At 64.7% G+C, this 26172-nt stretch carries 12 protein-coding genes; 5 read left to right on the plus strand and 7 right to left on the minus strand.

What is annotated here, in order from left to right; translation table 11 throughout:
• Positions 1 to 18: 18 nt before the first annotated feature.
• Complete coding sequence (pglX, locus tag HHX41_RS22225) at positions 19 to 3549, minus strand: BREX-2 system adenine-specific DNA-methyltransferase PglX (protein ID WP_182907557.1); 3531 nt, start codon at positions 3547 to 3549, stop codon at positions 19 to 21.
• A 346-nt stretch (positions 3550 to 3895) separates the two neighbouring features.
• Between pglX and HHX41_RS22230 the strand changes: the two genes are divergently transcribed.
• From HHX41_RS22230 to HHX41_RS22240, 3 genes are all read left to right on the plus strand, one after another.
• Positions 3896 to 4735 carry a hypothetical protein gene (locus HHX41_RS22230; protein WP_182907558.1) on the plus strand — a complete coding sequence of 280 codons (840 nt, stop codon included), beginning with the start codon at positions 3896 to 3898 and terminating at the stop codon, positions 4733 to 4735.
• Positions 4736 to 4966: 231 nt separating this feature from the next.
• Positions 4967 to 6061: a DNA-processing protein DprA gene (locus tag HHX41_RS22235; protein ID WP_182907559.1), complete on the plus strand. Its 1095-nt coding sequence runs from the start codon at positions 4967 to 4969 to the stop codon at positions 6059 to 6061.
• A 6-nt stretch (positions 6062 to 6067) separates the two neighbouring features.
• Positions 6068 to 7291, plus strand: a complete 1224-nt coding sequence (locus tag HHX41_RS22240; RefSeq protein ID WP_182907560.1) for a hypothetical protein — start codon at positions 6068 to 6070, stop codon at positions 7289 to 7291.
• 609 nt (positions 7292 to 7900) lie between these two features.
• On the opposite strand, the gene HHX41_RS22245 is transcribed toward HHX41_RS22240, so the two are convergent.
• From HHX41_RS22245 to HHX41_RS42365, 6 genes are all read right to left on the minus strand, one after another.
• Positions 7901 to 9094, minus strand: a complete 1194-nt coding sequence (locus HHX41_RS22245) for an McrC family protein (RefSeq protein WP_182907561.1) — start codon at positions 9092 to 9094, stop codon at positions 7901 to 7903.
• Complete coding sequence (locus tag HHX41_RS41910; protein ID WP_182907562.1) at positions 9091 to 11202, minus strand: AAA family ATPase; 2112 nt, start codon at positions 11200 to 11202, stop codon at positions 9091 to 9093. Before HHX41_RS41910 ends, HHX41_RS22245 begins: the two co-directional genes overlap by 4 nt.
• Positions 11195 to 15361: an Eco57I restriction-modification methylase domain-containing protein gene (locus tag HHX41_RS22255; protein WP_182907563.1), complete on the minus strand. Its 4167-nt coding sequence runs from the start codon at positions 15359 to 15361 to the stop codon at positions 11195 to 11197. Before HHX41_RS22255 ends, HHX41_RS41910 begins: the two co-directional genes overlap by 8 nt.
• 64 nt (positions 15362 to 15425) lie before the next feature.
• Positions 15426 to 18305 carry a helicase-related protein gene (locus HHX41_RS22260; RefSeq protein ID WP_182907564.1) on the minus strand — a complete coding sequence of 960 codons (2880 nt, stop codon included), beginning with the start codon at positions 18303 to 18305 and terminating at the stop codon, positions 15426 to 15428.
• Positions 18302 to 23416: a DEAD/DEAH box helicase gene (locus HHX41_RS22265; protein ID WP_182907565.1), complete on the minus strand. Its 5115-nt coding sequence runs from the start codon at positions 23414 to 23416 to the stop codon at positions 18302 to 18304. Before HHX41_RS22265 ends, HHX41_RS22260 begins: the two co-directional genes overlap by 4 nt.
• Positions 23417 to 23823: 407 nt before the next feature.
• Positions 23824 to 24069: a helix-turn-helix transcriptional regulator gene (locus tag HHX41_RS42365; RefSeq protein ID WP_182907566.1), complete on the minus strand. Its 246-nt coding sequence runs from the start codon at positions 24067 to 24069 to the stop codon at positions 23824 to 23826.
• 101 nt (positions 24070 to 24170) lie between these two features.
• Between HHX41_RS42365 and HHX41_RS22275 the strand changes: the two genes are divergently transcribed.
• Both HHX41_RS22275 and HHX41_RS22280 read left to right on the plus strand, forming a co-directional pair.
• Positions 24171 to 24950 carry a DUF5131 family protein gene (locus HHX41_RS22275; RefSeq protein ID WP_182907567.1) on the plus strand — a complete coding sequence of 260 codons (780 nt, stop codon included), beginning with the start codon at positions 24171 to 24173 and terminating at the stop codon, positions 24948 to 24950.
• 56 nt (positions 24951 to 25006) lie between these two features.
• Complete coding sequence (locus tag HHX41_RS22280) at positions 25007 to 26125, plus strand: three-Cys-motif partner protein TcmP (RefSeq protein WP_182907568.1); 1119 nt, start codon at positions 25007 to 25009, stop codon at positions 26123 to 26125.
• Positions 26126 to 26172: the final 47 nt, after the last annotated feature.

The following is a 26172-nucleotide window of genomic DNA, read 5'->3' on the forward strand; positions in this document are numbered from 1 at the left end:
GACATCATGTATTGCACCCTAGGGATTCTTCCGCGGCCGCCCTCGGTTCGACTTCGGGGGCCGCCACGCCCGCAACGTCTCATCGGACAGGGAATGACGGACATACAACTGATCAAGGCAGCTAAGAACCGAGCTCGCGGCGGTCGCGGGGCGATGACTGCCATACGGGTGCGTTAGCCACGGCACCAATTCGAGCAGACCTGCAGCGAGGGGGATGATAGCCTCTGCTGCCGACGGAGCCTTCTCCTGCTCTTCAACGAGACCGATCAGGACATTGGCCCGATCATCGAGATCCCAACCGCTCCAGCCGATCAGAGGGTCTTTCCCCTGCCGGATGGTCGGATAGGAGATAAAGCGCTCATTTGGGAGGTCGAATTTTCCCCGCTGGCGCCAGTAACTGCCTTTGAGGAAGTCACTCGACGTGTACTTGGGTGGCACCGGGATTGAGTTGCGGAGGCGATCCGCCTCATCGTCGCTGGAAGTACAGCGCAGGTCGTCCTCGCGCTGCTGAAGGCGCCATACTTCCTCCCAATCAGCGCGTTTACGCAGCCCTGACTCGCGCAGGCGTAGAGCTGAGAGATAGGGGACGTCCTGGTCGGCGAGGACGTCTCGCAGGACCTGTTCAACGCTCTTGCCCGGAGCGTAGAAGTGTGCAGCTCTGACGAACTCGTGGTCCTGCCGCAGTAGTTCGGCCAACTGTGGGATGGTCAGCGGGCGCGGACGGCGCTGTTGATCCCGCAGCTCGTACCAAAGCTCGGGTGTTTCACACCGGTCGAGCAGCCACGTGTGCAGTGCGGAGGAGAGGAGATCGTCCCAGCTCTCGCTCATCCATCGTCTTTTGAACTCTGGCCGTTCGAGGATCCCCAGACTGGCGTTCTGCTCTATCGCGTCGATACGCCTCAGGACGACGTCTTGATACGTATCCGGCCAATGCTGGGGCACTGTGGTGAGGGGCTGCAGGCCGTGGCGCGCAAACCAACTGGTGGTGACGGTGCCCGCTGCCAGTTTTCTGGCCAATACGATCTCAAAGGCGCGCTCTCCGGCTTTCACGAGGGGGATGTCCTCGGGCCTGGCTAGTAGTCCGCCGCTGTCGGGCAATAGTCCGTACCGGTCGTAGATCTCCCAGTCCAGTTCCTCCTGGAGACCGATCATTGTCTCTCTGATCCGGGTCCAGTTAGCGTGGGCCTCGTTCAGCGCTTCCAGTGAGGGTGGAAGAGACCTGCGGATGACCTTGGCGGGCGTGGCCTCCGTCAGAGCCTGGGCGTGATCATCCAGGGCGATCGCGTGACGCGACCACCGGTCACCGGACCAGCGATCAGGGGGGAGCGGAAGGCCTGCCAGGCGGGTGGAGGTGAACTCGTAGAAGTCGGTCCACGGCTCGCCGCTTCCCAGTTGATCGGCGCTCGGCTGACCCTTGCTATGACTGTGCTGTTTGAGCCAAAAGCAGACGGCTGAGCTGTTGAGCAGTGCCGCCAGTTGCTTGTGGTCCACATCCCACGCAGTCGCCGGCAGCTTGATCACGGGAGCGGAGTGCAGGGGGACAATAGGTTCACGCAGTATGGCGAAATGCGTGTGGGTAGCCACCCAAGGAAAGACGATCGACCACGGATGGGCGTCCTCTGTCTTAGTGACATGGTGCCAGCCGTACCAGGCCCGCTGAGCTTGGAAGTAGGAGCCGCCGGAGTAGTTCACCCGGTGTCCCAGAATCGTGCGATAGGGCCAGAGTCGTTGGAGGTGGTGGGGAGACTCGGTGGTGTACAGCGGCCTCCTGCTGCTCTCGTTGGGGAGGAAACTCTCCATTACGGGGGTCACGGTCCAGTCCCGGACCTCCGAGCCAGTGATCACCTTGACGAGTGATTCGTTCCCAGCGCCCATCCGACGGAAGGAAGCTGGCGGTGCGGTGAAGATGTCATCGGCTCCAGTGGTGGCGACATATCCGATTCTCACAACCCTGCCCCCGAGCCGATTGCCGTCTTCCATGCTCCGCAGGATCGCCATTGTCGTGGAATCGGTGAGATTCCAGGGGAAGTCCCGCAGCACTTTCCGGTCGAGCTTCAGCAGCTGCGTCCACTCGCTCTCCGTGGTCCAGCCGGAAACCTGGTCGCGGATCGATTGCCACACCTGCCCTTCCGCGGGGTCGGCAGGGTATGCGGGCTCGCCCTGAACACTGACGACGGTGACGACGGGGGTATCAGCCGCAGGCCGATTCCTTCCGAGCAGGATGACGGTTGGAGTGCCGTGTCCGGGGATGAACGCCCCTGACGTGTCGATCACATGGGTGAGGTCAACCTTCGATAGGAAGTTCTCAATCAGCCTCCGTCCGAACTCGCGTTTCATGAAGCTGTTCGCGGTGAGCTGGCCGACGTAGCCCGCGCCGGATCCTGACGAGTCAGCGGGGCGGGCGAGCTGGAAGAACCGTTGCGCGAACGGCACTGTCAGCGCGTACATTCCGGAGCAGACATCCGCATATGCCCTGCGGTACGTCTCGTTCCTAGTTTTGTCTTTGACTGTTAGGTATGGAGGGTTGCCCACGACCGCGTGATAGCTACCCGCAGCCAGCAGATCCACCTCCGGTGAGTGGTAGTGGTGCATGTCCTCTTCGGGGGAGAGCTGTGGATCCTCCTCAAGGATTACGGACTGGCCATCGTGCCCCCCGCGGCCGTTGAGAAGTGAGTCTCCGACGGCGATCGGCATGACAAGCCGGGGAAGATGAGTGAGATGGCGAACCCCTGCGGTCTTCATCGCGGCTATGAGAAGGCGGAACCGCGTGATGATGACGGCACTCGGGTGCAGGTCGACGCCATGAACCGACGCGGCGGCTCTGCGGATCAACTCCCACTGGTCCGCGCTAGGGTCGACCCTTCGCCACGCGGCCAGTAAGCGGTGGAACGCGCCGAGTAGGAAGCCCCCGGAGCCGCACGCCGGATCGATCAGCCTGAATCCAGCCGGCCCGAAGCTCTCGATCGCGGGATCAAGGGTGTGGTCAAGAATGAACTCGCTGACGAAAGCTGGTGTCCGGACGAGGGCGTAGGTGCTCCTGGCCGTCTCGGACAGGTCCTGATAGAGGTCACAGAGGAAATCCGTGCTCCACTCGGGGTCGGTGAAATCATGAATAAGCTCGCCGTCCTCGTCCCGGCGGCGCCAGAAGGCCAGCAGATCCGTCGCTGCCTCGTGCGGGATTGTGAGCTCTTCCTGTCTGGGGAAGAGGCTCACCGGGGCCAGCATGGCGGACGCCTTCGCGAACGCGGTCATGATCCAGTCGCGATCGCCGTCCCGCGGGTGATTGTGGAAATGCTCGCGCTGTCGCTGGATTGCCTGGTTGAACCGTTCCCCCGGGCCGGTGATGAACAGCGGCTCGATCAGATCGTTGTCCTCGCAGAACCTCAGAAGAACGGTACCCAGGATCCACGCCATGGCGGTGCGGGCCGCGTGTTCCTCCTGTTCCGAGGAGGAAGCGGACGGCCGCAGTGCCGAAGGCTCGCGTAGGTGAGCCTCCAGGGCGACCATCTGTCGGCGGATGTCGGCCAGTAGAGCCGTCCGATCGATCATCGAAGTCTCCTTTGAGGCAGACGCCTGCTCGGGGGCGTACGGACATCGGCAGTTCGCGGCTTTGACGGCCACGGTATGGGACAACTCCCCTCGGATGACGCCGGTCGTGCCCTTCTCGGAAGGGCAGTGGTATTTATCTTAGCGTGTTAGCGACATCTCCTGCGGCCTTCGCTGGTAGGGAGCCTGGAGGATGATCAGGGCGTGCTTCGCTCCTGTGACGTCCGCTTCTCCCTTCTAAGCGTCGCGTTCTGGTGATGTCCGCCTGTCCTCCGTTAGAAGGAGTTGCGGAATCCAATGATTTTTAGCATCGTGTTAGAAGCCATCCTCTCCCCCTAGGAGGTTGCACATGTCAGGCACAGTGAGCTGGAACGCCCCTCACCTGGTCTTCAGGTTTCCGTTCGACCGCAGCGCCAACGAAGCGCTCCAGGTCGCCACGTGTGGAGTCGCCCGCTGGGATTCGGAGCTCCGCGGGTTCGTCGTCCCTGTCCACCCGCGTGGTCTCGCGGGTGCCCTGCTGGATTCGATCAATCGGTTCGTCGTGGAGCACAAGCTCCAAATCGCTCCCGAGGCGCTCAAGCCGCTGGGTCGTCGTCCTACCGGCGGTTCTCGTGCGTGGGTGATGGAAGTCAACTCGTCATCTCACGGCCTGGGACAAGGACGGCTCCGTGCCGACCTCCTGCCGGCCGACACGTGGGGGTCCAACCTGAGGGGAATCCTCCCCAGCGCTGATTGGGATCGATTGCGTATCCCTGTCTGCGAGAGCGTGGGCAACCGGTGTGAGGTGTGCAAGGCGCTGTGCTTCATGGAAGGCGACCGGAAACGGCGCCCTGACTGCCACGAGCTCTGGGTTTTCGAAAGTAGCGAGGGTCGCCATGTCCAGCGGCTTGAGCGGCTGATCGCTCTCTGCCCTGATTGTCACCGTGTGCAGCACATGGGCTGGGCTGAGGCCAGGGGTGAGATGCCGCAGGTGATCGCCAAGCTCCGTGAGGTGAATCGCTGGACTTCGGATCAGGCCATGGCCGAGATCTCGCGTGCTCGCCGGATCTGCGCCCAGCGCGAGCTGGTCCGCTGGGACCTCGATCTCTCCGTGCTCGCTGAGCTCATCTCGATCGATGGATTTCCGGATCTTTATGTCCCCTCAGCCGACCGCCGGCGTTTGGGCAACTCGTTCTACGGAGAACGTTGAATTTCCTTAGAGGTTGTCGCCGGGCTCGTAGAACTTGAAGCGGCGGTCCCCGCCTCGGGCATACCTGGTGGTAGGGCTGGAGCAATCGCCATTTCACTTCTGAGTGAGATGGCCGGTCGCCGCTGTCGACGACTTCGTGGGCTGAGGTCGTGGTGCGCCGATAGGGTTCGGAACGTGGACCAGCACAGTGTTCCTGGGGGTCCTGCCCTCCCTAGCGAGGGCGGGCAGGTCATGCTGCCCTTGGAATCACTGTCGCCGACGGCGGCGGCTGTATCGGCTCCTGTCCCGTTCGCGATTGCGCTCCTCGCTCTCGGCGGGGTACGCGGGCTGGGGGTTAAGGGGTTGCGCGCTCTGGTGCGCGAGTACAGGGAGCAACTGGGTCGGCTCTGGGATCTGCCTGCTGACGCCTTACGTCAGGAGTTGGCTCGGGTCAAGGTGCCGACCGCGGCCAAGGTCGCTGACGAACTCGGGGACCATCGTCCCAGGTTGCTGGAAGCGGCCCAGGCCAAGGCCGCAGGCCTCGCTGAGCGCGGCGTTCACGTGCTGGGCCCCTCCACGGTTCCCCCACGACTGGCCGCGCTGAGCGATGGCCCACTGTGGCTGTTCGTTGAAGGCGATCCACAGGCGCTGTTCGTCGGCCCGCATATTGCAGTGGTCGGCACGCGCAATGCCACCAAGGAGGGGGTACGCGCCACTGACGCCGCGGTTCGCTCCCTAGCCGCGTACCCGATCACTGTGGTGTCCGGGTTGGCTAACGGGATCGACGCGGTCGCGCACGCGGCTGCCCTGCGCGATGGTGTGCGTAACGTCGCTTTCCTCGGGCACGGGACCGACCTGGTCTTTCCTGCGGAGACGGCCGAGATGCGCGCGCGGATCGTACACGCCGGAGGCGCGATTGCCAGCGAATACATGCCAGGCGAGCATTACCGCAAGGCGCAGTTTGTTCAGCGTAATCGGCTTCAGGCGGCTCTGGCGGACGTAGTGGTTGCCGTCGAGGGTGAGCGCCGCGGAGGGACCGCGCACACAGTGCGTTTCGCCAGCGCCTATGGCCGCCCAATCGTCGGCTTCACGTGGCCCGGTGCCGGAGACCTAACCGTGCTGATCGAGGCCGAGCCCGCGGGGCAGCTGATCGATATCTTCTCCCTGACCGGGCGCCGCGCGTTCGATGGGTTGTGCCGCCGCCTCGCTGACTCCTATGGGCACGTGACCTTCGGTCTCACCCTGGTGGAGCGCCAGCTCATCCGCGAGGTTCAGCTTCGCGCGCTGCCTCGCGAGGATCTCGCGCGGTTGCGGCGGCGTATTGATGCCCTTCTGGATGAACGATGAGGTGCCATGGCTGTCCAGGCTGTTATCTTCGACTACAAGACGCTGCTGATGCGGCCCGGCACCCCCCAGGCCCAAGCGGCGCGCGGCATGCTGGAATGGCTGCGCGATAGAGGGCTGCGCTGGTGCGTCTTCACCACCGACCCCTTCTCCGAAAACTACCGGCAGGACTTTGGCCAACTGGGATATCCAGAACCGGACCTGCTGGTCGACCTTGGCCACATAGCCAGCGGAAAGCGGCGCGGCTCGCCGGACTGGGTGGATACCGTCACCGCGGCGTTCGAGCTTGAGCGCCGCGAGTTGCTGTATGTCGGTTGCAACGTGATGGACTGGCGCACCGCCATCAACTCCGGTGTGCTGTACCTGCACGCCTGCTGGGCCGGTCCGATGCCCAGCGGAACCACCTCGCTCACAGCAGACTCGCCACAGGAGATCCCTAAGTTCACCGAGACCTTCCTGACTGGTCCGCCCTCCTGGTCGCACCGCCTGGACCAGGACCACTGGTCCCTGCGCTCCCTGCTCCCCGCGAGTGCGACCCTGCCCTCCACCAGCCCGGCGAGATGGTTCGCCCTCCAGGACGTCTTCACCTACGACAAGACTATAAAGATTAATAATGACGATGCTCGCGACGTGCTCATGCTCTTTGTTCTCGCAAACGCGTACTTGGAAGGGTTGATCCCGGCCAACCCCTACATATGCGTCTACCCGGGAAGCAAGAAGGGCAAGGTGAGCGCACAGCTTAAGGACTATCTGGACAAGGCGGCGAAGCTGTTCCACGGCTACTACCGCGACGACCTGCTGGTCCGCATGGTTGACGCCCCCGATACCAGCATCGAGCGTGCGAGGGCGCGCAGGCAGGGCGGTACGGCCGACGTGTCAATCGCTACACAGGCGACGACCGTGCACCTTGGTCCCAAATATCGGGGCAAGCTCAAGGGTAAGACCGTTGTCGTCTTTGACGACTTCACTACCCATGGCATGTCTCTGGAATGGGCACGCCTCCTGCTCGCTGCGGCCGGTGTCGGACGGATCGTCATGCTGACCGTCGGCAAGTACGGGACGGGACACACCCGCTACGAGCTCAAGGACGGCAAGGTCCTAGACCCGTACGTCCTTAATGCGCTGACCGCCGACGACTTCAGCTCCGTCAACTGTCGGCCCATCGTGGACCAGGCGGCTGAGGGCCGCCTGAGTACTCTCATCTCGATCTCCCTGGGCACGACCGGCCATTGAGTCGACCCTCGCGCCGCAGCCTACGCTGGGATCGCGATAGCGGCGTCGCCGTGAGTTGCAGGAGGAACAGGAACGCAAGAAAAGAGAGCAGCGAACGCGATGGGAAGCCGCAGTACGCGAGACGCAGGAGGCCGCGGCGGAGGAACGCCGGAGGCGATTGTTCGCCAATGCCTTGGAAGCCTGGCGATCCGCGGCCGAGCTGCGTAGGTTCTGCGCAGCGCTCCAGGAGTCGGCGGCGGCGAACGAAGATGCCGAGGCAGTCGAGAACCTCACCCTGTGGATCCGCTGGGGCCAGTCCCTCGCGGACACCTTGGATCCGGTACTGGCCCCCGGGGCGCTTGCGGAGGAGGGCTTCGATCCGGAGCTCGACGGCGATGAACTCCGTCCCTATCTGGACGCTTGGAGTCCGTACGGTCCCCACATGGAGTACCGGTTTCGGTCGACGGGACAGTCTCCGTCGGCACCGCCAGCTCCTCCAGCGAGGGGGCAAGTACGGCGGTTCAGCAGGGAGGGAACGGAATGGTGGCGCTGGACATAGCTTTCTTCGCCCCCCCGGCTGTGTGGGTCCGGACATGCGACCCGGTGGCGATCAAGGAAATCGGGTACAGCTCACGTACTTCGTGCCACCTGCACCTCAGAGGTCAGCTCGGTCACGATGCCGCCCACCTGGGCCAGGAGCCGCTCGGCGGGCAGCATGAGGTCGAGCGCGTGACAGACGATCTCGATCCCCGCATGCCGCACCACGTGCGAGGCTGCGGGGGCGTTTCCCTTGGCGTAGACCAGATAGCCGCGCGGCAGCCGCAGCGCGGTGCAGTAGGCCAGCATCTGATAGAGGTCCGCATCCGGATAGCCGGCCGGTTTCTCTCGTTTGTACTTGGCGTCAACCACTGCCGCGGGGCAGCCGTTCAGCTCCCATACCAGGTCGGGCCGCATCCGCACGGCCAGCGCTTCGTCCAGGTGGCAGTTGTACTGGGGGTAGGCGGCTCCGCCGTACCTGGCGTGGAGTTCCTCCGAGACGGCCACGGTCACAAAGTCCTCGAAGATCTTCGGGAGGTCGAAGAGGAAGCCGTTGGCGGCCACGGAGCCAGGGGAGTGTTCCGGGGAAGTCGCCCGCCAGACGATCTCCGCCAGTCGCAGCGCCGTGTGATAGCGCGTGTTCAACCGTGACGCGTGCCAGTCCGGTAGCGACGTTCCCCGGACTAAGGTGGTGACGTTCGCCAGCCTGGCCCGCAGAGCGGCCAGCCGCCGCCGGGACTCCCCATCCACACGCGGTACGGTCAGCAGCCGCGTGATGGCGGCCAGAAGGATCTGGTTCTCGGGGATGTCCACGGTGAAGTCGTCGTGGCGGATCTCCAGCGGGATCACGCGCCCATGGTGCCGCCGGAGCTGATCACCTTCCCGGAGGCGCCCGCGGAGAACGTACGAGATCTCCTCGACGGTGCGATATCCCTGGAGCAGCCCCTGCCGCAGGGCACGCTCGCTCTGTCGCCACAGAGCCTGTGCCACGGCCGGGATCAGCCCGTCCCGGACGTCCAGGTGAACGGTCTCGTCCCGCCACCCTTTGGGATCGACCGCGTATCCGACCAGGAAAAGGAGCCGGTCGATCGGCAGTTTCGGCGTTACCCACACCTCGACGTCGCCGATCAGCGCAACGCCGACCTTGCCGCGCGGAGTGATCTCCCACAGATCCGGCTCGTACGGAGACGGCCGCGCGTCCACGACTCCGGAGCTCGCCAGCCGGCGTCCCTGCGAGGGCGTGAGCTGTTCCAGAGTGTGGCCGGTTTCGGCGACCTCGATCCTCATTCGGGCGCGGCCAGCCCTCGGCGGAGGGAGGCGAGGCGGTAGCGGTCGAGAACGCTGGGCGGGCTGCCGTAGTGGTGCTCGGCGAGTAACGGCAGGATCGCGGTCTCCCAGACGTCGGCCAATCCGTCCTCGCGTCGGTAGATCCCGGGCTTCATCAGATACGACGGGCCGATCGCCAGGTCGTGATCCTCAATCCGGGCGTTGAGCGCGTCCAGCACCTCGGGGGCGTCCAGGTTGTGCACGGCAGCCTCGTCATCCTTACGGAGACGCTCCAGCCAGCGGCCGAGCAGGCCTTTGACGGGATCGAGGCCCGGGTGCAGCTCGACGAAGCGGAACCGGCGGCGCATCGCCGCGTCCACCAGCGCGATTGATCGGTCGGTGGTGTTCATGGTGCCGATGACGAACACGTTCGGAGGCAACGTGAAGTCGGTCTCGCCCGAGTAGAGCAGGCCGATGGCGTCGTCACGGTATTCGAGCAGGAAGTACAGCTCGCCGAAGACCTTGGCCAGGTTCGCCCGGTTGATCTCGTCGATGATGAGAATGTACGGGTCAGATGGGTGCTGCCTGGCAGCCTCGACGAGCTGCCGGAACGGTCCTGGGCGTAGCTCGAAGGCGAGTTGCCCGTCCGCGCGCTGCACCGGGCGGAACCCCTCGAAGAAGTCCTCGTAGGTGTAGGACGGGTGGAACTGCACCAGCTTGATTGCGCTCGGTTCGGCGAGGCTTCCGGCGAGCTTCCGAGCGATGAAGGTCTTTCCCGTGCCGGGCGGGCCGTACAGGATGAGCTGCTTGTTCTCCCAGAGGAGGTCGGCGAACCGCTGGAGTCGCACGCGGTCGACAAGAATCTCATCGGCCAGGTCCTGATCGATTGCCGGGAAGGCAAGTTCCTTGGCCGGCTCGGAAGCGGCGTCGCCGAGGTCGATGTCGAGAGCGGCCAGTAGTTCCTCGATCGCGCCGATGTTCTCGGTCAGCTCGACCACGTCCGACTGACTGTGCAGCTTGGCCGGGAGCGGCTGGGGCAGGTTCGCGAACGGCACCGGAGCCGTGGGGTTGAGCCACTCGGCGGACCGACGGAGGTTGGAGCGCTTGTCGGAGGAGGCGACGAACATGGCATCCCCGGTGATCCGGCCGACATATGTCTTACCCTGCGTGGTGGTGAGGACGTAGTCGCCGGGCCGCATCCGGTTGCAGAACGCGTCGAACTCAGCGAGCTTCGTCTCACGCACCGCGTAGGACTTGTGCTGATAGTTGTCCTCGACGATCGCCTTCAACTCATCGCGGGCGACGGGGATGGGGATCTCCTGCAGGCTGGACGCGGCCAGAGAGGCGGACTCCTTGTGCAACCAGATCGGCACCAGGTCCCGCCCGTCCACCGATGACCCGCGCACCAGCCAGGCCCGCTGGACTTGCGACTCCGGATCAGCAGGTGGGAGCTGGGCCAGGCGTTCCTGGATTTCCCCGCCGGTCACACGGTCCTCGGCGGCCAGGCGACCCTGGTCGTCGAACGTCGCGCCTTCGGCTTTGAGCCGTCGTGCGATGTCGCCGCCCCGGTAGCGGAAGTGACGCATACCGTCGCTGGGCAGCGTGCCGTCCTCATAAGCGACCCGGTACGCGCCGGGGATGTCGACATGCGCGAGAAAATGGGAAAGCTGCTCCTCCGGCAGGCCGGTCGCCTCGGCGAGGTCGCGGTACGAGGTCCAGCTCCCTCCGGGAACCGCACCAAGGGCATTCGCGAGCAACTGCTCGCTGCCCGATAGCGCCTTGTGCGCCTGGATACGGTGCTTTCTGATCTCCTGGTAGCGACGCAGGAGTTCCGCGAAAAGTTCGGCTTCGGAGTATGTTTCCAGGGCATCGATGCCGGGCTCTGTGAGCGCCCACAGGCCGTCGCGCTTGATGATCCAACCTACGGTGCCGGCGTCGCCGGTCCGCCAGCCGAGCATCACCTCCCAGCGAGGACGACCGTGATCGTCGCGCTGGTTCTCATAGGGAGTGAACTCGAACCGGCTTGCGACCGCCTCCGTGACCTGTCGCTTGGTCAGGGGTTCCGGGCTGTCCCGGAGCACCTCCATGGCGGCACGGAACATCGCCTCGATGCGTACGTTGTCAGCCACGATCGTTCTCCGAGGGGTTGAGCCTCCGCTCGGGATGGCGGGGGCCGTGGCCGGGCGGGGGAGTGAGGACGGATCGGTACGGCGTGGAATCGGCGATCGCCATGGCCATGGCCTCGTAGATCTCCAGAATCGCCTTCTTGGTACGGGCGAACAGATCCGGGCTGACGTTCCGGAACGCGCGGAAGCTGTCCATGATGTAGTGCACGTCATCCTCGGCAACGCCGTAGAGGTGGAAGTAGGCCGCATCGAGCTCGGCCCGCAGCCAGAACCGCCGCTCCTCGTCCCACCGGTACGGCGGACCGTCGTCACCGTGGTCCCGCGCGAACGGCTCCATGGCATAGGAGGTGTAGGTAAGTTCCAGCACCCGTGCCCGTACCCAGTCATCCAGCCGCTCCCCCCCATCCCAGGGGCACTTCTCTTCGTAAGCCGAAGGTGGCAGCACGGGAAGCTGCTTGAAGTAGTTTTGCGTGTAGTTGGTTCCTGCCATCTTCTGGCGGCCGACGAAGTCTAACGCGAACGACGCAAGATTCGCATAGAGCAGAGCAGCCAAGCCTAAACGGGGGAGGATAAGCGGGAAGCTGTGTGCTACTCCCGCATACGGAAGCAAGCTGCAGATTAATGTACGAACATCACTGCTACGCGCAATATTGCGCCAGCCGAGGAGCCAACCGTGGGCCCACTGGCGGGACCGTCTGCTGCTAACGTCGTCTTCAGGATGCAGCCGGTCCGCGACGTCCTTCTCCGGGACCCAGTAGCGGGGGATGGTGACGTAGGCCGGGTTGTCCTTTTGCTCGGACGTCGGATGAGGGACTGTGCCGACATTGGCCTGGGCCTCGGTCTGGCCCTTGTAGGTGCCGAACCGATCATCGAAGTGGTGCAGCATCTTCGCCTCATATAGAGGCAGCAACCGCTGGCCGTCACGGATGAGGACGTTGCCGTCGAACATCCACCCCGTGTCGAGCATGTCCTGCAGCGTTTCACTATCGGTTGCGCTTGGCCGGAAGAGTTCCGAGTCGCTGGCTATGTTAAAAATGCCTTGCATGAAGGCAAGGGCCCAGAGATTGGTTTCGGGCGACTCCTGCCAGAGAACGGGGACGCGGCGGTAGATGCCGATCGTGATGTCAGCGTTCCGCCTGTAGTCGAACACCGGGAGGGTTCCGGTGTTCGGGTTGAGCCGGCTGATGTCCTCTGGAGTGAGAACGAACCTGCGTTCGGCGATCTGTGACACCTGCCGAAGCCGAAACGCCAAACTAATGCGCGGCTGAGGTGCGCGGCGACCTGCCCCGCTCCAAAGGCAGAACCGGAAGGAGTGGTGCACATTGAGAAAGAGCTTTTCCTCGTTCTCGAAGTCGTACAGCGACGCGACCGTCTTGGTCTCCACCATGTCCCTGAAGAAGAACTGCGTCGTGGCGTCGGTGGCGATGCCGGTTGGCAGGACCATGCCGACCCGGCCGTACGGTGATAGGAGCATCCGGCCGGTTTCGGCGAACACGGCGTAAGTGTTGAGTCGTCCCATGCCTGTCAGTGGGTAGCGGCCCGACGTCTTAAGGAAGTGGGTCAATGCTGATGGTGTACGCAATGCCAGAACGAATTCGCCGTAGAGATTTCGGTCGAACTCCTCCTCGCTGTCCTTGAGCGCGGCGATGGCCTTCTTGCGGGCAGCGGCGTTCTTGGCGTTCGCGATGTCCTCGTTGCGGGAGGCGAAGAACTCCTGTTCCTTGAACTCGACCTTTTCCCAGGGCGGGTTGCCGATGACGCAGGTGAACCCGCCGTCCCAGCCGGTACGCGGGTCTTCCCGACCGTCCTGCGACACCCGGAACACGTGTGGGAACTCGACATGCCAATGGAAGAACTGGTACTGCTTCGTGAGCTCGTCGACTCGGCCGGCGATCAGCGCCTGGTGCTCATCGAGTTCTTCGCCGCCGATCCAGTCCAGGGCCGCCTGGGTGATGGCGGTCGTCCGGGTCTTCGGAGTGAGCTCCTGCACGAACGCGGCGCACCAGGCGTCGGCCACGCGCTTGGCCGCGCGGCGTTCCGCGTCGACCAGACGCAGCCTGCGCCGCTGCACGGCCGCTTTGGTGAGATCGTCGGGCAGGAACGTGACGATGTCACGGGTGCCCTCGGCGATCGCCGCATTGGACCAGTCGAGCTGAGCCTCGTCGAACAGGCTGACCTGTGTAAGACCGTGCGACCGATGATCCCGTTCGGTCGCGTTCTCCTTCGCGACGGCCGACGCTACCGCGCGGTCGTCGCCCTCGATCGGCTTGAACGCCTCTTTCGGGATCCCCCCGTCGATCAGAGCGGGCGTGGCGCCGAGCAGGGCGTTGCCGACGCGGATGTTGGTGTCGAGGAACGCCAGAGGCCGGCCCGGCTCGACCGACTCGATCCACAGCGACACCTTGGCCAGCTCCGCCGCCATATCGTTGATGTCCACGCCGTAGATGCAGCGTGACACCACCTCGCGCATGGCGTGCCGTACGAGATCGGGGGAGGGCTCGTCCTCCCCGGAGCGGATCTGCGCGAGGCGGCGGGCGATCCGGCGGGCGGCGGCGACCAGGAAATGACCGGAGCCACAGGCCGGGTCGCAGACAGTCACGTTCAGCAGGGCCTCGATCTTGGCGTCGACCATGTCTGCGCTGCCGGCGGCCTCATCCAGAACGGGGTCGAGCGTGGTGTCGAGCAGCGCCTCGGTCAGTGAGGAGGGCGTGTAGTAGGAACCCGACCTCTTGCGATCGTTCCCGTCTGCCTTCTTCAACGTGAAGGTGCGCTCGGCGGTGTCCAGCTCGACGTGGAACTCCAGCAGCCACTCGTAGACGCTGCCTAGCTCCTCCGAGTCGAGCTCGCGGAAGTTGACCGGCCGCCGCTGGAACTCCGAGTCCACGACGGCGAGGTGGCGGATGGCCTTAAGGAGGTGTCCGTTCTCGATCCGCATGCCTTCCAGTGGGGCGTCCAGTGCGTCCGGCCGGCTGTCCTTCAGGGGAGTGCCGTCGTCGTCCTCTGTGATGCGCTCGAACAACCCGCCGAGACCGGGGATGGCCAGTTCGGGACGTCCGTTCTCCTCGCCGAGGCTGCGGAGCACGAGCTGGACGGCCTCCCAGAGGTCGTCGTGGTGATCGGTGCCCCCGCGAATGGCCCGTTCCCTTAGGCGTTGGGCCGAGAAGTACCTCGTGTAGCGTTCTCGCGCGGCCAGGACGAGCTTGCGCTCGTGTGCCTGTTCCGGGCCGTCGGGGAGCGGGATCAGCAGGACGTCGCGGTCCTCGGCCACGAACCAGAACAGCAGCCGGTAGACCAGGCGCAGGACCGCCCTGTTGTAGTCCTCCTTGCCGAGCCTGTGGCCTTCCAGGGCGGCGCGGAGCGCGTCGTTCGCCGGGTGTCTGAGGAAACCGGTGCCGAGGGTGTTGATGGCCTGCGCGACGCCGGTGCGTAGCCGGGCCAGCGCTCGCTCGCCTACCTGGACGGAATCGGCGCGCCAGCGTTCCAGCCAGCAGTCCGCGGGCGTTTTCTCCGGCGGTACGGCGAAGCGCGACGCGTGGACCAGGCGGAACAGCAGCACGAAGTCGGCGAAGAGCTGCTCGGAAAAGATCAGTTCGAGATCGAATTCGACGAACGCCGACCCGGCCAGCGCCCGTGAGTCCCGCAGCAGCCGGAGCTTGCTTCCGTTTGAGAGGATCGCCCACAGGTGGTCGTCGCTGCGGTTGAGCAGCTCCTGCACCATCGACTGCGGAGCCTGGGCGGTGACACGGGGAGTCCGATGATCGAGGTCGACGTTCCAGCCGAGCAGGTGGATGGGCACGTGCTCCCAGCGGTGGCTCACCGGGAAGGAAACACCATCAACGGTGATGCCGCTCGCCGCGGTCAGATGGCCGTAATCAAGCTGCCGCAGCAGCGGCACCAGCCATCGGTCGCGGGTACGCAGTGTGCGGCCCTCCTGGGCGGCCTTCTCTCGCTCTCTTGTGAAGGCCTGCCAGGCGCCGTTGAGGTAGTCGAAGGCACGCGCGGCGGCTTCGCGGACGTTCTCGTGCGGGAGCAGCCCGTATGTCTCCGGTTCCCGGCCGGGGAGCGTGCTCTCCCCGGATTTGGCCTCCAGGATCCGATTGAACAGGTCGGCCGGAAGCAGGCCGCCGGCGGTGCGAACCGAAGGGAAGGGGGAACGGCTCATGCGCTGCCCTCACGACTGGCTGGTGCCGCCACGACCTGGGCGCCGTGGTTGATGTCTCGCTCGCTCACTTGGTGACTCCGGAGGGGACCGGGACATAGACGTAGACGCCGAGGAGGTCGGCGGGGGTGTTCGGGGTGACGGTGATCTTGCTGATGCTCTGCCGCGAGGCGGCCCGCGCTCGGGCGTGCGACTCGCGCAGTCGTTCCGCCATCGCGTGCGCCTCGTCGTCGAGGGTGCTTCCCAGCTCCCACATCAACCGAGGCCATGTCTGCTCCTCGCCGTCCTGATCCATTCCCGTTTGAAGTGTGAGCAGCCGGTCGAGGTCGTCGCGGGCGATGTCGGAGGCCACGTTGCCGCCCGGCTTGGCCGTGAGCAGTGTCTCCACTTCCTCCTGCGGCAGCCACTCCGGTGCGGCCGGCTTGCCGCGGAAGGCGAGCACTCGCGCCTCCTCTGCGACGAGGAGTTTCTTGCCGCCCTTGGCCGGCAGTTCCAGGTGCAGGCGGAATCGGACGAGGAGGAGGGTCGTGCGGCGTTGCACGGCCGCGGTGCGCATGACACCGCACCGGCTCGGGCGGTTCGAGGTCGGCCAGGACACCGAGCGGTCCAGCGCCGCGTCGAGCACGTAGCGGGCGATGGCGCCGACGGAGGGGTCCGTACGGTCGAGATGGGCATGCCAGCGAGGCACGGGAAGGACGCGATGGAACGGCAGCGGCTGAGCCTGCCCCGGTGGGAGCGTGTCCTGTAGGCCGCTCGGCAGAGTCGCGGTGACCGCCCTGAAACCATCCTCCTGGTCGGTCATCGACGCGCCGAGCGCGTCCAGAGCCTCGCGAGTGAATGCCTCGATCTCGCCGGAGGAGCCGAGGCTGGCGCGGACCTCCGCCAGTTCCCGGGCGACCTCGTCGGGCTTGATACCGACCTGGGCGAATTTGGTGCGTGACTGGCGTTCCTTGGCCGCGGAGCTCTCCCACTCGGCGTGCAGGTCGCCCGCACCGAAGCCGTCGAGCGGCAGTTGCTGCCAGCTCTCGCTGGGGGAGCTCATCAGCTCTTCCATGAGCGCTTCGACGACTTGGTTCGAGGAGTTCGGGACAGGGACGCTCACGCCGAGGCTCTTGCGGATCTCCTCGTGCTTGCGGATCAGGACCCGCATGACGACCTCGTCGATGAGGTTGTCGGCGCCGATGATGGTGACGGCGCGGACGGTGTCGGCAGACTGGCCGAACCGGTCGACACGTCCCTCGCGCTGTTCGTGCCGTGTCGGGTTCCACGCCAGGTCGTAGTGGACGACGGCCTGGAATGCCTCCTGCAGGTTGACGCCCTCGGAAAGGCAGTCGGTGGCGACGAGGACATGGCGGCCCTCGATCGCACTCAGCTCGGCGATACGGGCCTCGCGTTCGCTCGGCGGGAGAGTTCCGGTGACGCAGCCGACCTCCGCGGTCTTGCCGAGCGTCTTGCGCAGGTGGTCGGCCACGTATTCGGCCGTGTCGATGAATCGGCAGAACACGATGGGGTCGTAGCCGTCGGCGAGCAGCCCTTGCACGACATCGGTGAGTTTCGTGAGCTTCGCATCGCCCTTCCCGGTCAGCGCGCTCGCCTGCTTGGCGAACCGTAGAAGCCGCGCCCGCTCGCTCTGGTCGTCATCGTCGAGGTCGTCGGCGCCGGGGATGACATCGATCGACTCGGCGGCCTCGTCCTCGGCCATGTCCAGCACCGTGGCGCGGCCGATCCGGTCGGCTTCCTCCGGAGTTTCGGATTCCATGCTCTTGGCACGCGTCTGCAGAGTGGCAGCCGCGGCCTTCGGGGAGGATGCCAGGGCACGCAGCAGCGCGAGGATCGACCAGTAGCGGACCCTTTGGCGGAGCTGCCCACCCGAGGCGTCACGTACCGTCTCCCGGGCGTACGTGAGGACCTGGCGGAACAGCTTCCGGTAGTCGTCGGTGAGGTAGTAGCGCTCCTCGTGGGTCTCGCGATCGGAGGGGAACTTGGTCTCCTCATCCAGATACTTTCGGATGTCGCCACGGCGGCGCTGGACCATGTATCTGGCCAGCTCGTCGCGGCCCTTCGCATCGTCGAGGTCGAGGCCCGGCAGGGCAGGGTCGAGCAGGCCGATCAGGTTGTGGAAACCTTCGTTCTTGCCGCTGTGCGGGGTCGCGGTGACCAGGAGCAGATGCCGGTCCTTGTTCGCGGCGAGTTCCCGGACGAGGTTGTAGCGCTGGGTGCGGCTGCCACTGGTCGAGCCGTCCGCGACACAGGTGTGCGCCTCGTCCACGATGACCAGGTCCGGGCACGACTGGATGAATTCCTTCATCCGTGTCGGCGACTTGATGAAGTCCGTGGAGACGACGGTGTGCTTGTAATAGTGGAAGATCGACTCGTCATCGGCCAGGACGGCATTCCGGTGCAGTCCCTTGACGGTGCTCGGCAGGACCAATTCGGCGTCGATGTGGAACTTGCTGGCCAGTTCTTGTTGCCACTGCTCGGCGAGTGCAGGGCTGCACAGCACGGTCAAGCCGGTAGTGCTGCCCTGGGCGAGCAGCTCGGCGGCGATCAGGGATGCCTCGATCGTTTTTCCGATGCCGACGTCGTCGGCGATCAGCAGCCGTACGGTCTCTTGTCGCAGCGCCATCAGCAGGGGCACGAGCTGGTACGGCCGCGGCTCCACCGCGAGCCCGGCCAGGGACCGGAACGGTCCTGCCGTCGCGCGGAACCCGACCCGCAGCGCGGTGCGCAACAGCCCTGCGCTCACCGCATTGCCGGCCTCGGCCGTCTGCGGGGGCGGAAACGTGGCCGGGGCAATGTCTTCAACCCCGCGCAGGATGCCGGCGACTTCGTCATCGCCACCGCCCAGCGGCCGGGCGACCAGCAACGCGTCTGTGGTTTCCGGCAGCACGACCCAATCGCGGCCACGCGCGTGGACGAGTGATCCGGGGCTGTAGACGGAGGTCAATGCTGCTCCCTGCGGCTCGTTCCGAACACACTCGGGTACTTCTTCACGATCTGCGCGTAGTCCCCACCGTAGGGGACACGCACGACACTCCACCCAAGATCGCGAAGCTCGTCTTCGGCGTCCTCGTCGCGGCCGGGATCGTCGGCGTTGTCCGGGCCATCGACGAACAAAGCCACCTGCGCGTGTGGAGTTTCATAGACCATTTCGACCCGTATGCCGTTCAGGTCCACCTTGAGCGCATTCGGCGCACGGTACTCCCACTCCTCCAGCCAGCACACGAATGCGTGCAGCGGATCGTTCGACTCGGCGTCGGAGCGAACCGGTTCCCAGGTGTCCTGAGGCTTGGTCGCCGGGGGCCGGGGTACGCGGGCCTGGGCGAGGGCCAGCAGCAGATCACGCGCCAGGTGGCGGTCGATCTGCTCGTGCTTGCCCTGGTTGCTGAACGAGAGCAGGCAGTCGTAGCAAGCCTTGGCGCAGCGCTCGCCGTTGATCGCACCACCGGTGTCCTCCCCGGTGTCGGGGTCGAAGTGTGCGATCTCCAATGCCCGTCGGGCGGCGTTGGCGAGGGCGTCGTCCTCCATAACCAGGCGGCGCAACACCCCCGCGCCGCCCTCGGAGCTCTCGATGAACAGCGCCCGGCCGCGGTGGGCCTCGTCGGGCAGGGGTTCGCTGGTCAGTTCGCTGTCTTCGAGCTGGAACTCGGCCTCGATACCGCGCTCCAGCGCGTACATGAAACTGATCGCCGTCTCCTCGCTCACCGCCGTGGCCACGCGGGTGACCAGGATGTTGCGGCGGTCCTCGACGTACGGGATGACCTGCTGCTTGGCCTCAACCCGGCTGGCGTCGTCGACGGGGTTGAGCTCGGGGGTAAGCGCGTCCTTCTCCGACAACCACCTGCCGGTGTGGACGTTGATCCAGAACCCGGCGCTCGTATGCTGCCGGCGTCCCATGTTGGTGACCCGCACCGTCGCGGTGTCGCCGTACTGCAGCTGCAGCACGGCGCCCTTGTTCACGGCCGCGGTGTCAAGACGACCGGGACGGACGCCGTGGTCGTTGAAGCGGTAGGAAGTGACCAGGTCGTATCCGGCACGGCGCCGCTCCTCCTCGTCGGAGGAGATCCGATCGCGGCGGACCGTCTTGACGGTCTGCAGTCGAAGCAGGCGGTGCATGGTCTTGCCGAGTTTTCCGCCGCAGGACTCGCACATATCGATGCCGACGACGGAGTCGTGCAGGTAGCCGCAGAACTCGCAGCGTCGCGCGGACTTGGTGTCGAGCCCGCTGCCTCCTTGCTCGTTGGGGGCGAGCTGGACCTCCTTGACCTGGTAGCGCGAGCCCTCGTGATAGATGAGGGCGTCCGGGCCGAATTCGCGGATGGCTATGAAGCGCGGCCGGTGGATGAACTCGACTTCGGTGGTCTTGCCCTTGCGGGCGGCGATGTAGGCACGCAGTGGCAGCCGGGGGAACGAATAGCCCGGCAGGAACCCCTCGGAGGCGAGGTATCGGTAGGAGTAGAAGTCTGTCTGGAAGTCCTCGGAATCCTCGTTGCGGAGCAGCTTGAGCTGGTTTTCTGCCTCGCGCCGACGGGCGGTCGCGATGTCGCGCTTGTTCTTGCCCGTGGAGTGGTCGCCGATGATGCGATGTTGTTCCTCCCGCTCGGCCTGCGCCGTACGGTAGAGCTCGCGCCAGCGGTCGAATGCGGCGTTGAACTCTTTCGGCGCGTCCTGAACGGTCCGGTCGATCCAGTCGTCGTGCCACCATGAGGTCAGGTCCAGCTCGCTGACGTGCTCCGCCAGGACCACGCGGGCCCGTTCTCCCGCCCGCGTCTGGGCGTGCGTATTGGCGACCGCCGTCCGCACCTTCGGCAGCAGGGGGAAGCCGGGGGCGTCGACGTCGAGGATCTTGCTGATCGAGCTGTCGAGGGGGAGCTCGGTCTCGGCCAGCCAGATCGCATGCACATGAGAGCGGATCAGGTCCTCGTTGGTGAGGTCGAGCCGAGGCGCCGCCACCGACCCCGCCACCATCTGGTCACGGTGCCGGAAGTAGTACTGGTCGTGGGCGTTGCCGGTGGCGCAGTAGGTCACCACCAGGGCCGGTTGCCCGGACCGGCCCGCCCGGCCCGCCCGCTGGGCGTAGTTTGCCGGTGTGGGCGGGACGTTGCGCATCGCGACCGCGTTCAGGCTGGCGATGTCGATGCCCAGCTCCATTGTGGGTGAGCAGTAGAGCACCTGGAGATCACCGGCGCGGAACAGCTCTTCACGGATGCTGCGCAGCTCGTTCATCACCTGGGCGGTATGCTCCCGGGCCTGCAGGCCGGCGAGGTTGGCCGCCTTCTCGGTGTAGAGGCGCTGGAAGAACGGGTTGATCCGCGGGCCGGTGTCGGCCGCGACATGCTTGCGGATCCGGTCCTCTGCCCCCGCCTTGCCGTCACCGAGCCGCCAGATGATCGACGAGGCCTTGAGCTGGTAACCGTCCCGTTCCCGGACGAGGATGCCGCAGCGTTCCAGGACCGCCAGCATGTCCCGGATCATCGCGTGCGCGTCGTCCCGGGAAAGACCCGTGTGCTCGCGCAGCAGATACTTGCCGTACGCGCCGAACCCGGTCAGATACAGGTCCTTGCTGGATCGCAGGCCGCCATGCCGCCCAGCGCGGGGATAGGCGACGGCAGCGTAGACCACGTTCTCCGTCGGCTCCATGGCCCACGGATCCTTGAGGTAGTGGCGGCTCTCCTCCTTGATCTGCATGAACCCGGGCTCGGTCAGGCAGTCGGCGTCGATCGCCAGGACCCGGCGCAATTCGTCCAGCAGAGTCCGCAACAGCTCGTCACGTAACTCGGGCCGGTCGTCCCGCAGCGCGTAGTGCGCGCCGTCCCAGAGATCCTGCGCTGCGGCGATGTCTGGAAGGTCCAGGTAGTCGACCTTCAGCAGGCCCGTCTGCTCCAGGTTCGGCATCGTGATCCGCCAGCCGCGTTCCAGGTCCAGATAGAGCCGGTAGTTGATGAGCTGACGTAGTGCCTTCCACGTGTTGCGCTCCGCGGTGAACCTGGCCTCGGGGTTCTGCGCGAAGTCGGCGAAGGCGAGATTCAGCGCCTCGGTGACTCGCTGCGCGATCACTTCGTGGGTGAGGCCGTCGGGGGCCGCCTGAAGCGCCCTGTAGAGAGCGCCGCGGAGCTGGACGACCTGCACAAAATCGTTGAAGTGGCCGGCCTGCAGGCTGGCGTCCTGCCGGTTGTCCGTGAACGCCAGCAACTTGCGCTGAGGCTTCTCAATCTCCGGGTTCTCGCGCAGGGTCCGCACCACAGTGGAGCTGATCACGCTCGTGGCCGAACTACGGCCCTCCACCGCGAGCGACCCCAGCTTGGCGAAGTCACTGCCGCGTACCTGCTCATACGACGTCCGGCAGGCAAGACAGAAGGTGAAAGGGGCAGCGATATACGCGGCGCGGGTGCCGTCTTCGTCCACATAGCCGTTCGGGGCGACATGGACGATCTCGGGGAGGTACTTCCGTTTGGCTGCGATCACACTGGGGGATCCGTCGCTCGACGTCTCCAGCCACGACTCCGGCACCCGCTGATCATCGATCGCGATCTGTGTGGTGTCCGGCCACGGGAAATCGCTCGAGACATACAGGTAGCCGTCCAGCTCATCACCGGTCTGATCGACGTCACGGCGGGATTTGAACCGGATGGTCCCCTTGTCGTCCACCCGTCGCACGGTCAGGTACTCCTGACCACACTCCCGGCAGAACGACGCGGGTAGCAGGATGTGGTCTTCCTTGCCGGGCTGGGGAACCACTTTCTGATAGCGGCTGGTGATGTAACGGACGTCCTCCGGCTCGATGCTCAGGTAGACGTCGTCACCCTTGGAAAGGAACTGGTGCAGCCGGAAGGCGAACACCGGCCGCTGAGTCCGCGGATGGCTGATCGCCGCGCCTCGTTTGAGCGTTTCCTGGATCGCCGCCGCACACTCCTCCGGGGCGTATCCGGTTCGAGCGGCAAGATCGCGAGCCGCTTCCGGGACCGTACGCGGACGGGGCGGACGCGTCAGCGCACCCGTGGCCGGATCGGCGACCACGCCGAACTGAGCCTCCACCCACGCCGCGAGCGGGTCGGCGATGAAACTGTCGTAGTCCTGTTCGGGAATCTTGAGTGCGGTCACGGCGTCCGGATCCGCTGTGGTGGCACGCTCCAACGTCTCGCCGATCACATGCGCCCGCGCCACCGGAACACCGAACAGACGGGTCGCGGTCTCCGCCACCTTCTCGCGGCGATGCTGCTCACTGCCCTCGGTCGTCATCGTCGCGGACGTGCCGACACACTGGATCTCATCGGCGTCGCATGCATCCCGTACGCGACGGACCAGCATCGCCACGTCGGCGCCCTGCCGGCCGCGATAGGTGTGCAACTCGTCGAGAACCAGCCAGCGCAGGCCCCGCGCCGCGGTGATGAGACTGTCCCGCTCACCCGGCCGGGTCAGGACCAGGTCGAGCATGACGTAGTTGGTCAGCAGAATGTCCGGAGGGTCGGCCAGGATCTGCTGCCGCTCATGCCCCTTCTCCTGCCCGGTGTACCGGCGAAACGTCACCGGCTCACGGCCAGGGCCGTACCCCTCCTTGAGGAACTTGTCGAGCTCATGCACCTGGCTGTTGGCAAGGGCGTTCATCGGATAGACGATGATCGCCTTCACGCCCGGCTGATAGGCGCCGCTCTCCTTCTGGCGGAGCACCCAGTCGACGATCGGCACGATGTAACTGAGGCTCTTACCCGATCCCGTCCCGGTGGTGAGCACGTAGCTTGCGCCCGTCCGCGCGATCTCCACAGCCTCACGCTGGTGACGGTGCAGGTTGAGGACGTGGCCCTCGGAGGAGTCGTCCTTGCCGACGCGGAAGATGCGCTCGCACTCTTCGACAAGCAGGCCCTGCCCAATGAGCTCGCTGATGGAGCCGCCGGGCGCGAAGTTCGGATTCAGCGACAGGTAGGGATCAGGCCACTGCTCGCCCTCACCGAGCCGTTTCTGGACGTGTCCCTTGATCCGCTCGTCCTCGATCTCGGTGAAACCCGATGTGAACGCAGCGTAGTCGGCAATCAGCTGTTCGTGAACCTTGAAGACGTCCATCCTGCCCATATTCCGCGATCTTCAAACCTGTGGGCACGCTATCGCTCATCACCCTCAAGCGGTACACGCTCGTCGAAGGTCACCGCCTTCTGGGACATCCGTAATCCATGACCTGCCGTTACACGCTCAAGTAAAGCTCATGCCGAGAGGTGGTGATCCGACCTCCCAGGGGGACTGGCAGATCGGTCTTGAGCGCGCTCTATCGGTGCCGTGCTGCTGGCGGCTCCGCCGCGCCCCATGGCCGTGAAACCATCGTTCAAAATGCTCGAGCGCGGGAGGGTGAGGTGGTGGCGGTCCTGGGGTGGGATCGCTCCCGGTCCGGCCCCTTCGGCAGGGAGGTCAGCCACTCCGCGACGTTTCTGTTCGGACGTGTATACGGAGAGCCTGCCTTCAAGCGGTAGCAGGGTTTACACGAGAAGGTCGTCCGTGTCGGCGCCCAGTGCTCTGACGAGGCTAAGGATCGTGAAGTAGCCCGGTTCGACCACTGCCGCTGTCTCAATCTTTCTCAGGGTTGAGAGTGCGATTTCAGCGCTCGCTGCCAGCTGCTGTTGCGTGTACCCCCTCTGCAGGCGAAGCTCTCTGAGCCGCGCCCCCAGACGTGCTGCCTGCGCGACGTATCTGCTCTCAGCTCGTTTTCTACGTCCTGCGCCCACCGAACCACCGCTTGGAGTGATAAATTAATACCGCTCAAAATTTATCACCGCTGATAGCGTGAGGTCACTGCTCAGGCGTGACGCGGCCAAAGGGGTTAGTCATGGCTAGACGAACGGCGATCGAGTGGACGGAAGTCACCTGGAACCCGAGCACGGGCTGTGACCGGATCTCAGCTGGCTGCGACAACTGCTATGCCCTGACGTTGGCCAAGCGGCTCAAAGCTATGGGCGCGGCGAAGTATCAGAACGACGGCGATCCTCGGACGTCAGGGCCGGGATTCGGTGTGACACTCCATCCGTCAGCACTGCGTCAGCCCTACACCTGGCGCACTCCTCAAGTGGTTTTTGTCAACTCGATGAGTGACCTGTTCCACGCGCGGGTCCCTCTTGACTTCGTGCGCCAGGTTTTCAAGGTGATCAAGGAGACGCCACAGCATACTTACCAGGTCCTAACGAAACGCTCCGCGCGGCTACGCAAAGTCGCACAGCTGCTCGAATGGCCTGACAACTTGTGGATCGGGGTTTCGGTCGAAGACGAAGATGCCCTGTATCGAGTGGATGACCTACGGGCTGTGCCTGCCCGTACAAGGTTCCTGTCCTGCGAACCGCTCCTGGGTCCTTTGTCCCGGCTAACGTTGACTGGCATGGATTGGGTCATAGTCGGTGGCGAGAGTGGACCGGTTCACCGGCCCATCTCAGCGTCCTGGGTGCGCGAGATCCGCGATCTGTGCCAGGAAAGCCGAGTACCCTTCTTCTTTAAGCAGTGGGGCGGGCGCACGCCGAAAGCCGGCGGGCGGCTACTCGACGGACGAACGTGGGACGAGCTCCCCGTCCTCGCACGACCAACTGCGGCCATTGAACCTAGCGCTGTCACAGTCTGATAGCTACAGCACAAGTCGGCGGTAGACGGCTTACGAGGGCGGGTAAGAAGTGACGTATGCCTGCCCCCCAAACGCCGACGTGGGACTGCGACCCGCACACACGCGCTAAGCACGAGTTACTCCAGCGCTACCTAGAAGCGTGGTTCCCCATCCTCCTTCAAGGGCCCCGCGCACGCCAATCGGTGACATACGCGGAAGGCTTCGCCGGCCCAGGAATCTACAAAGGAGGCGAGCCGGGCTCTCCGGTCATCGCGCTCGGGGTTTTCTTGCGAAGAAAACAGCTCCTGAGCGGAAAGCGAATGAACGTCATCCTGGTGGAAGGCGATTCAACGCGCCTCCAGCGGCTAAAGAGTGAAATAGGGAAATCCGCTGCTCAGTATGGCGGTGTGCCTGAGAGTATGAACATCGAATACCATAATGGCCGCTGTGGGGATGTCCTTATTCCTGCCCTTAATGGCGCTGGTGCCACGACCTCCCCTATCTTCGCCTTTCTCGATAGCTGGGGCGGGCCAGACATCCCCCTCGATATCGCACGAGTCATTGCGAAAGTTCCTTCCAGTGAGGTGCTGGTCACATTCGGCACGCGCTTCCTGATGCAATTCGGCAACATTGAGGCGCATCAGGAGAAGGGGGATGTTGCCTTTGGTGGCACTTCCTGGCGCAAGGTCCGAAATCTTCCGTCGCACCAGAAGAAGGGGTACCTCGTAACGGCCTATCGTGAGTCCCTCAATGCTGCGGGATTTCCCTATGTGATCTCGTTTGAGATGCTCGATGAGGGTGGTCACGACCTGCACCTTGTGTACGGAACAAGTAGTCACAAGGGGCTCGAAAAAATGAAGGAGGCGATGTGGAAGGTTGATCCCATTCGGGGCGTTAGCTACCGCGATCCTCGCGATCCTGACCAGCTTCAGTTCGAATTGAAATTCGACCCTGACACACGCCCTCTGCGGCGGGCCATCCTTGAGGAACTATCGAAGGGTGAACGGACGCTAGCGCAGCTAAGGGAATTCGCACTATTGGAGACTGTTTATCGGCCCCCGCATGTGACGCCAGTTGTCCGGTACCTTCTAGAGCAAGGTATCGCCGAACGCTTTCCAAGCGGCGGACAACTGTCCGGAGATAAGATCATCAGACTGGTTCCTGAGGAAGCCCCTTCGATGGATACGCTTTTTTAGACTTCTGTCGAAAGGAAGGACCTTGGTCGCCGTCTATCCAGCAGGCG

Source organism: Microbispora sp. H13382 (assembly GCF_014161445.1).
GTDB lineage: Bacteria > Actinomycetota > Actinomycetes > Streptosporangiales > Streptosporangiaceae > Microbispora.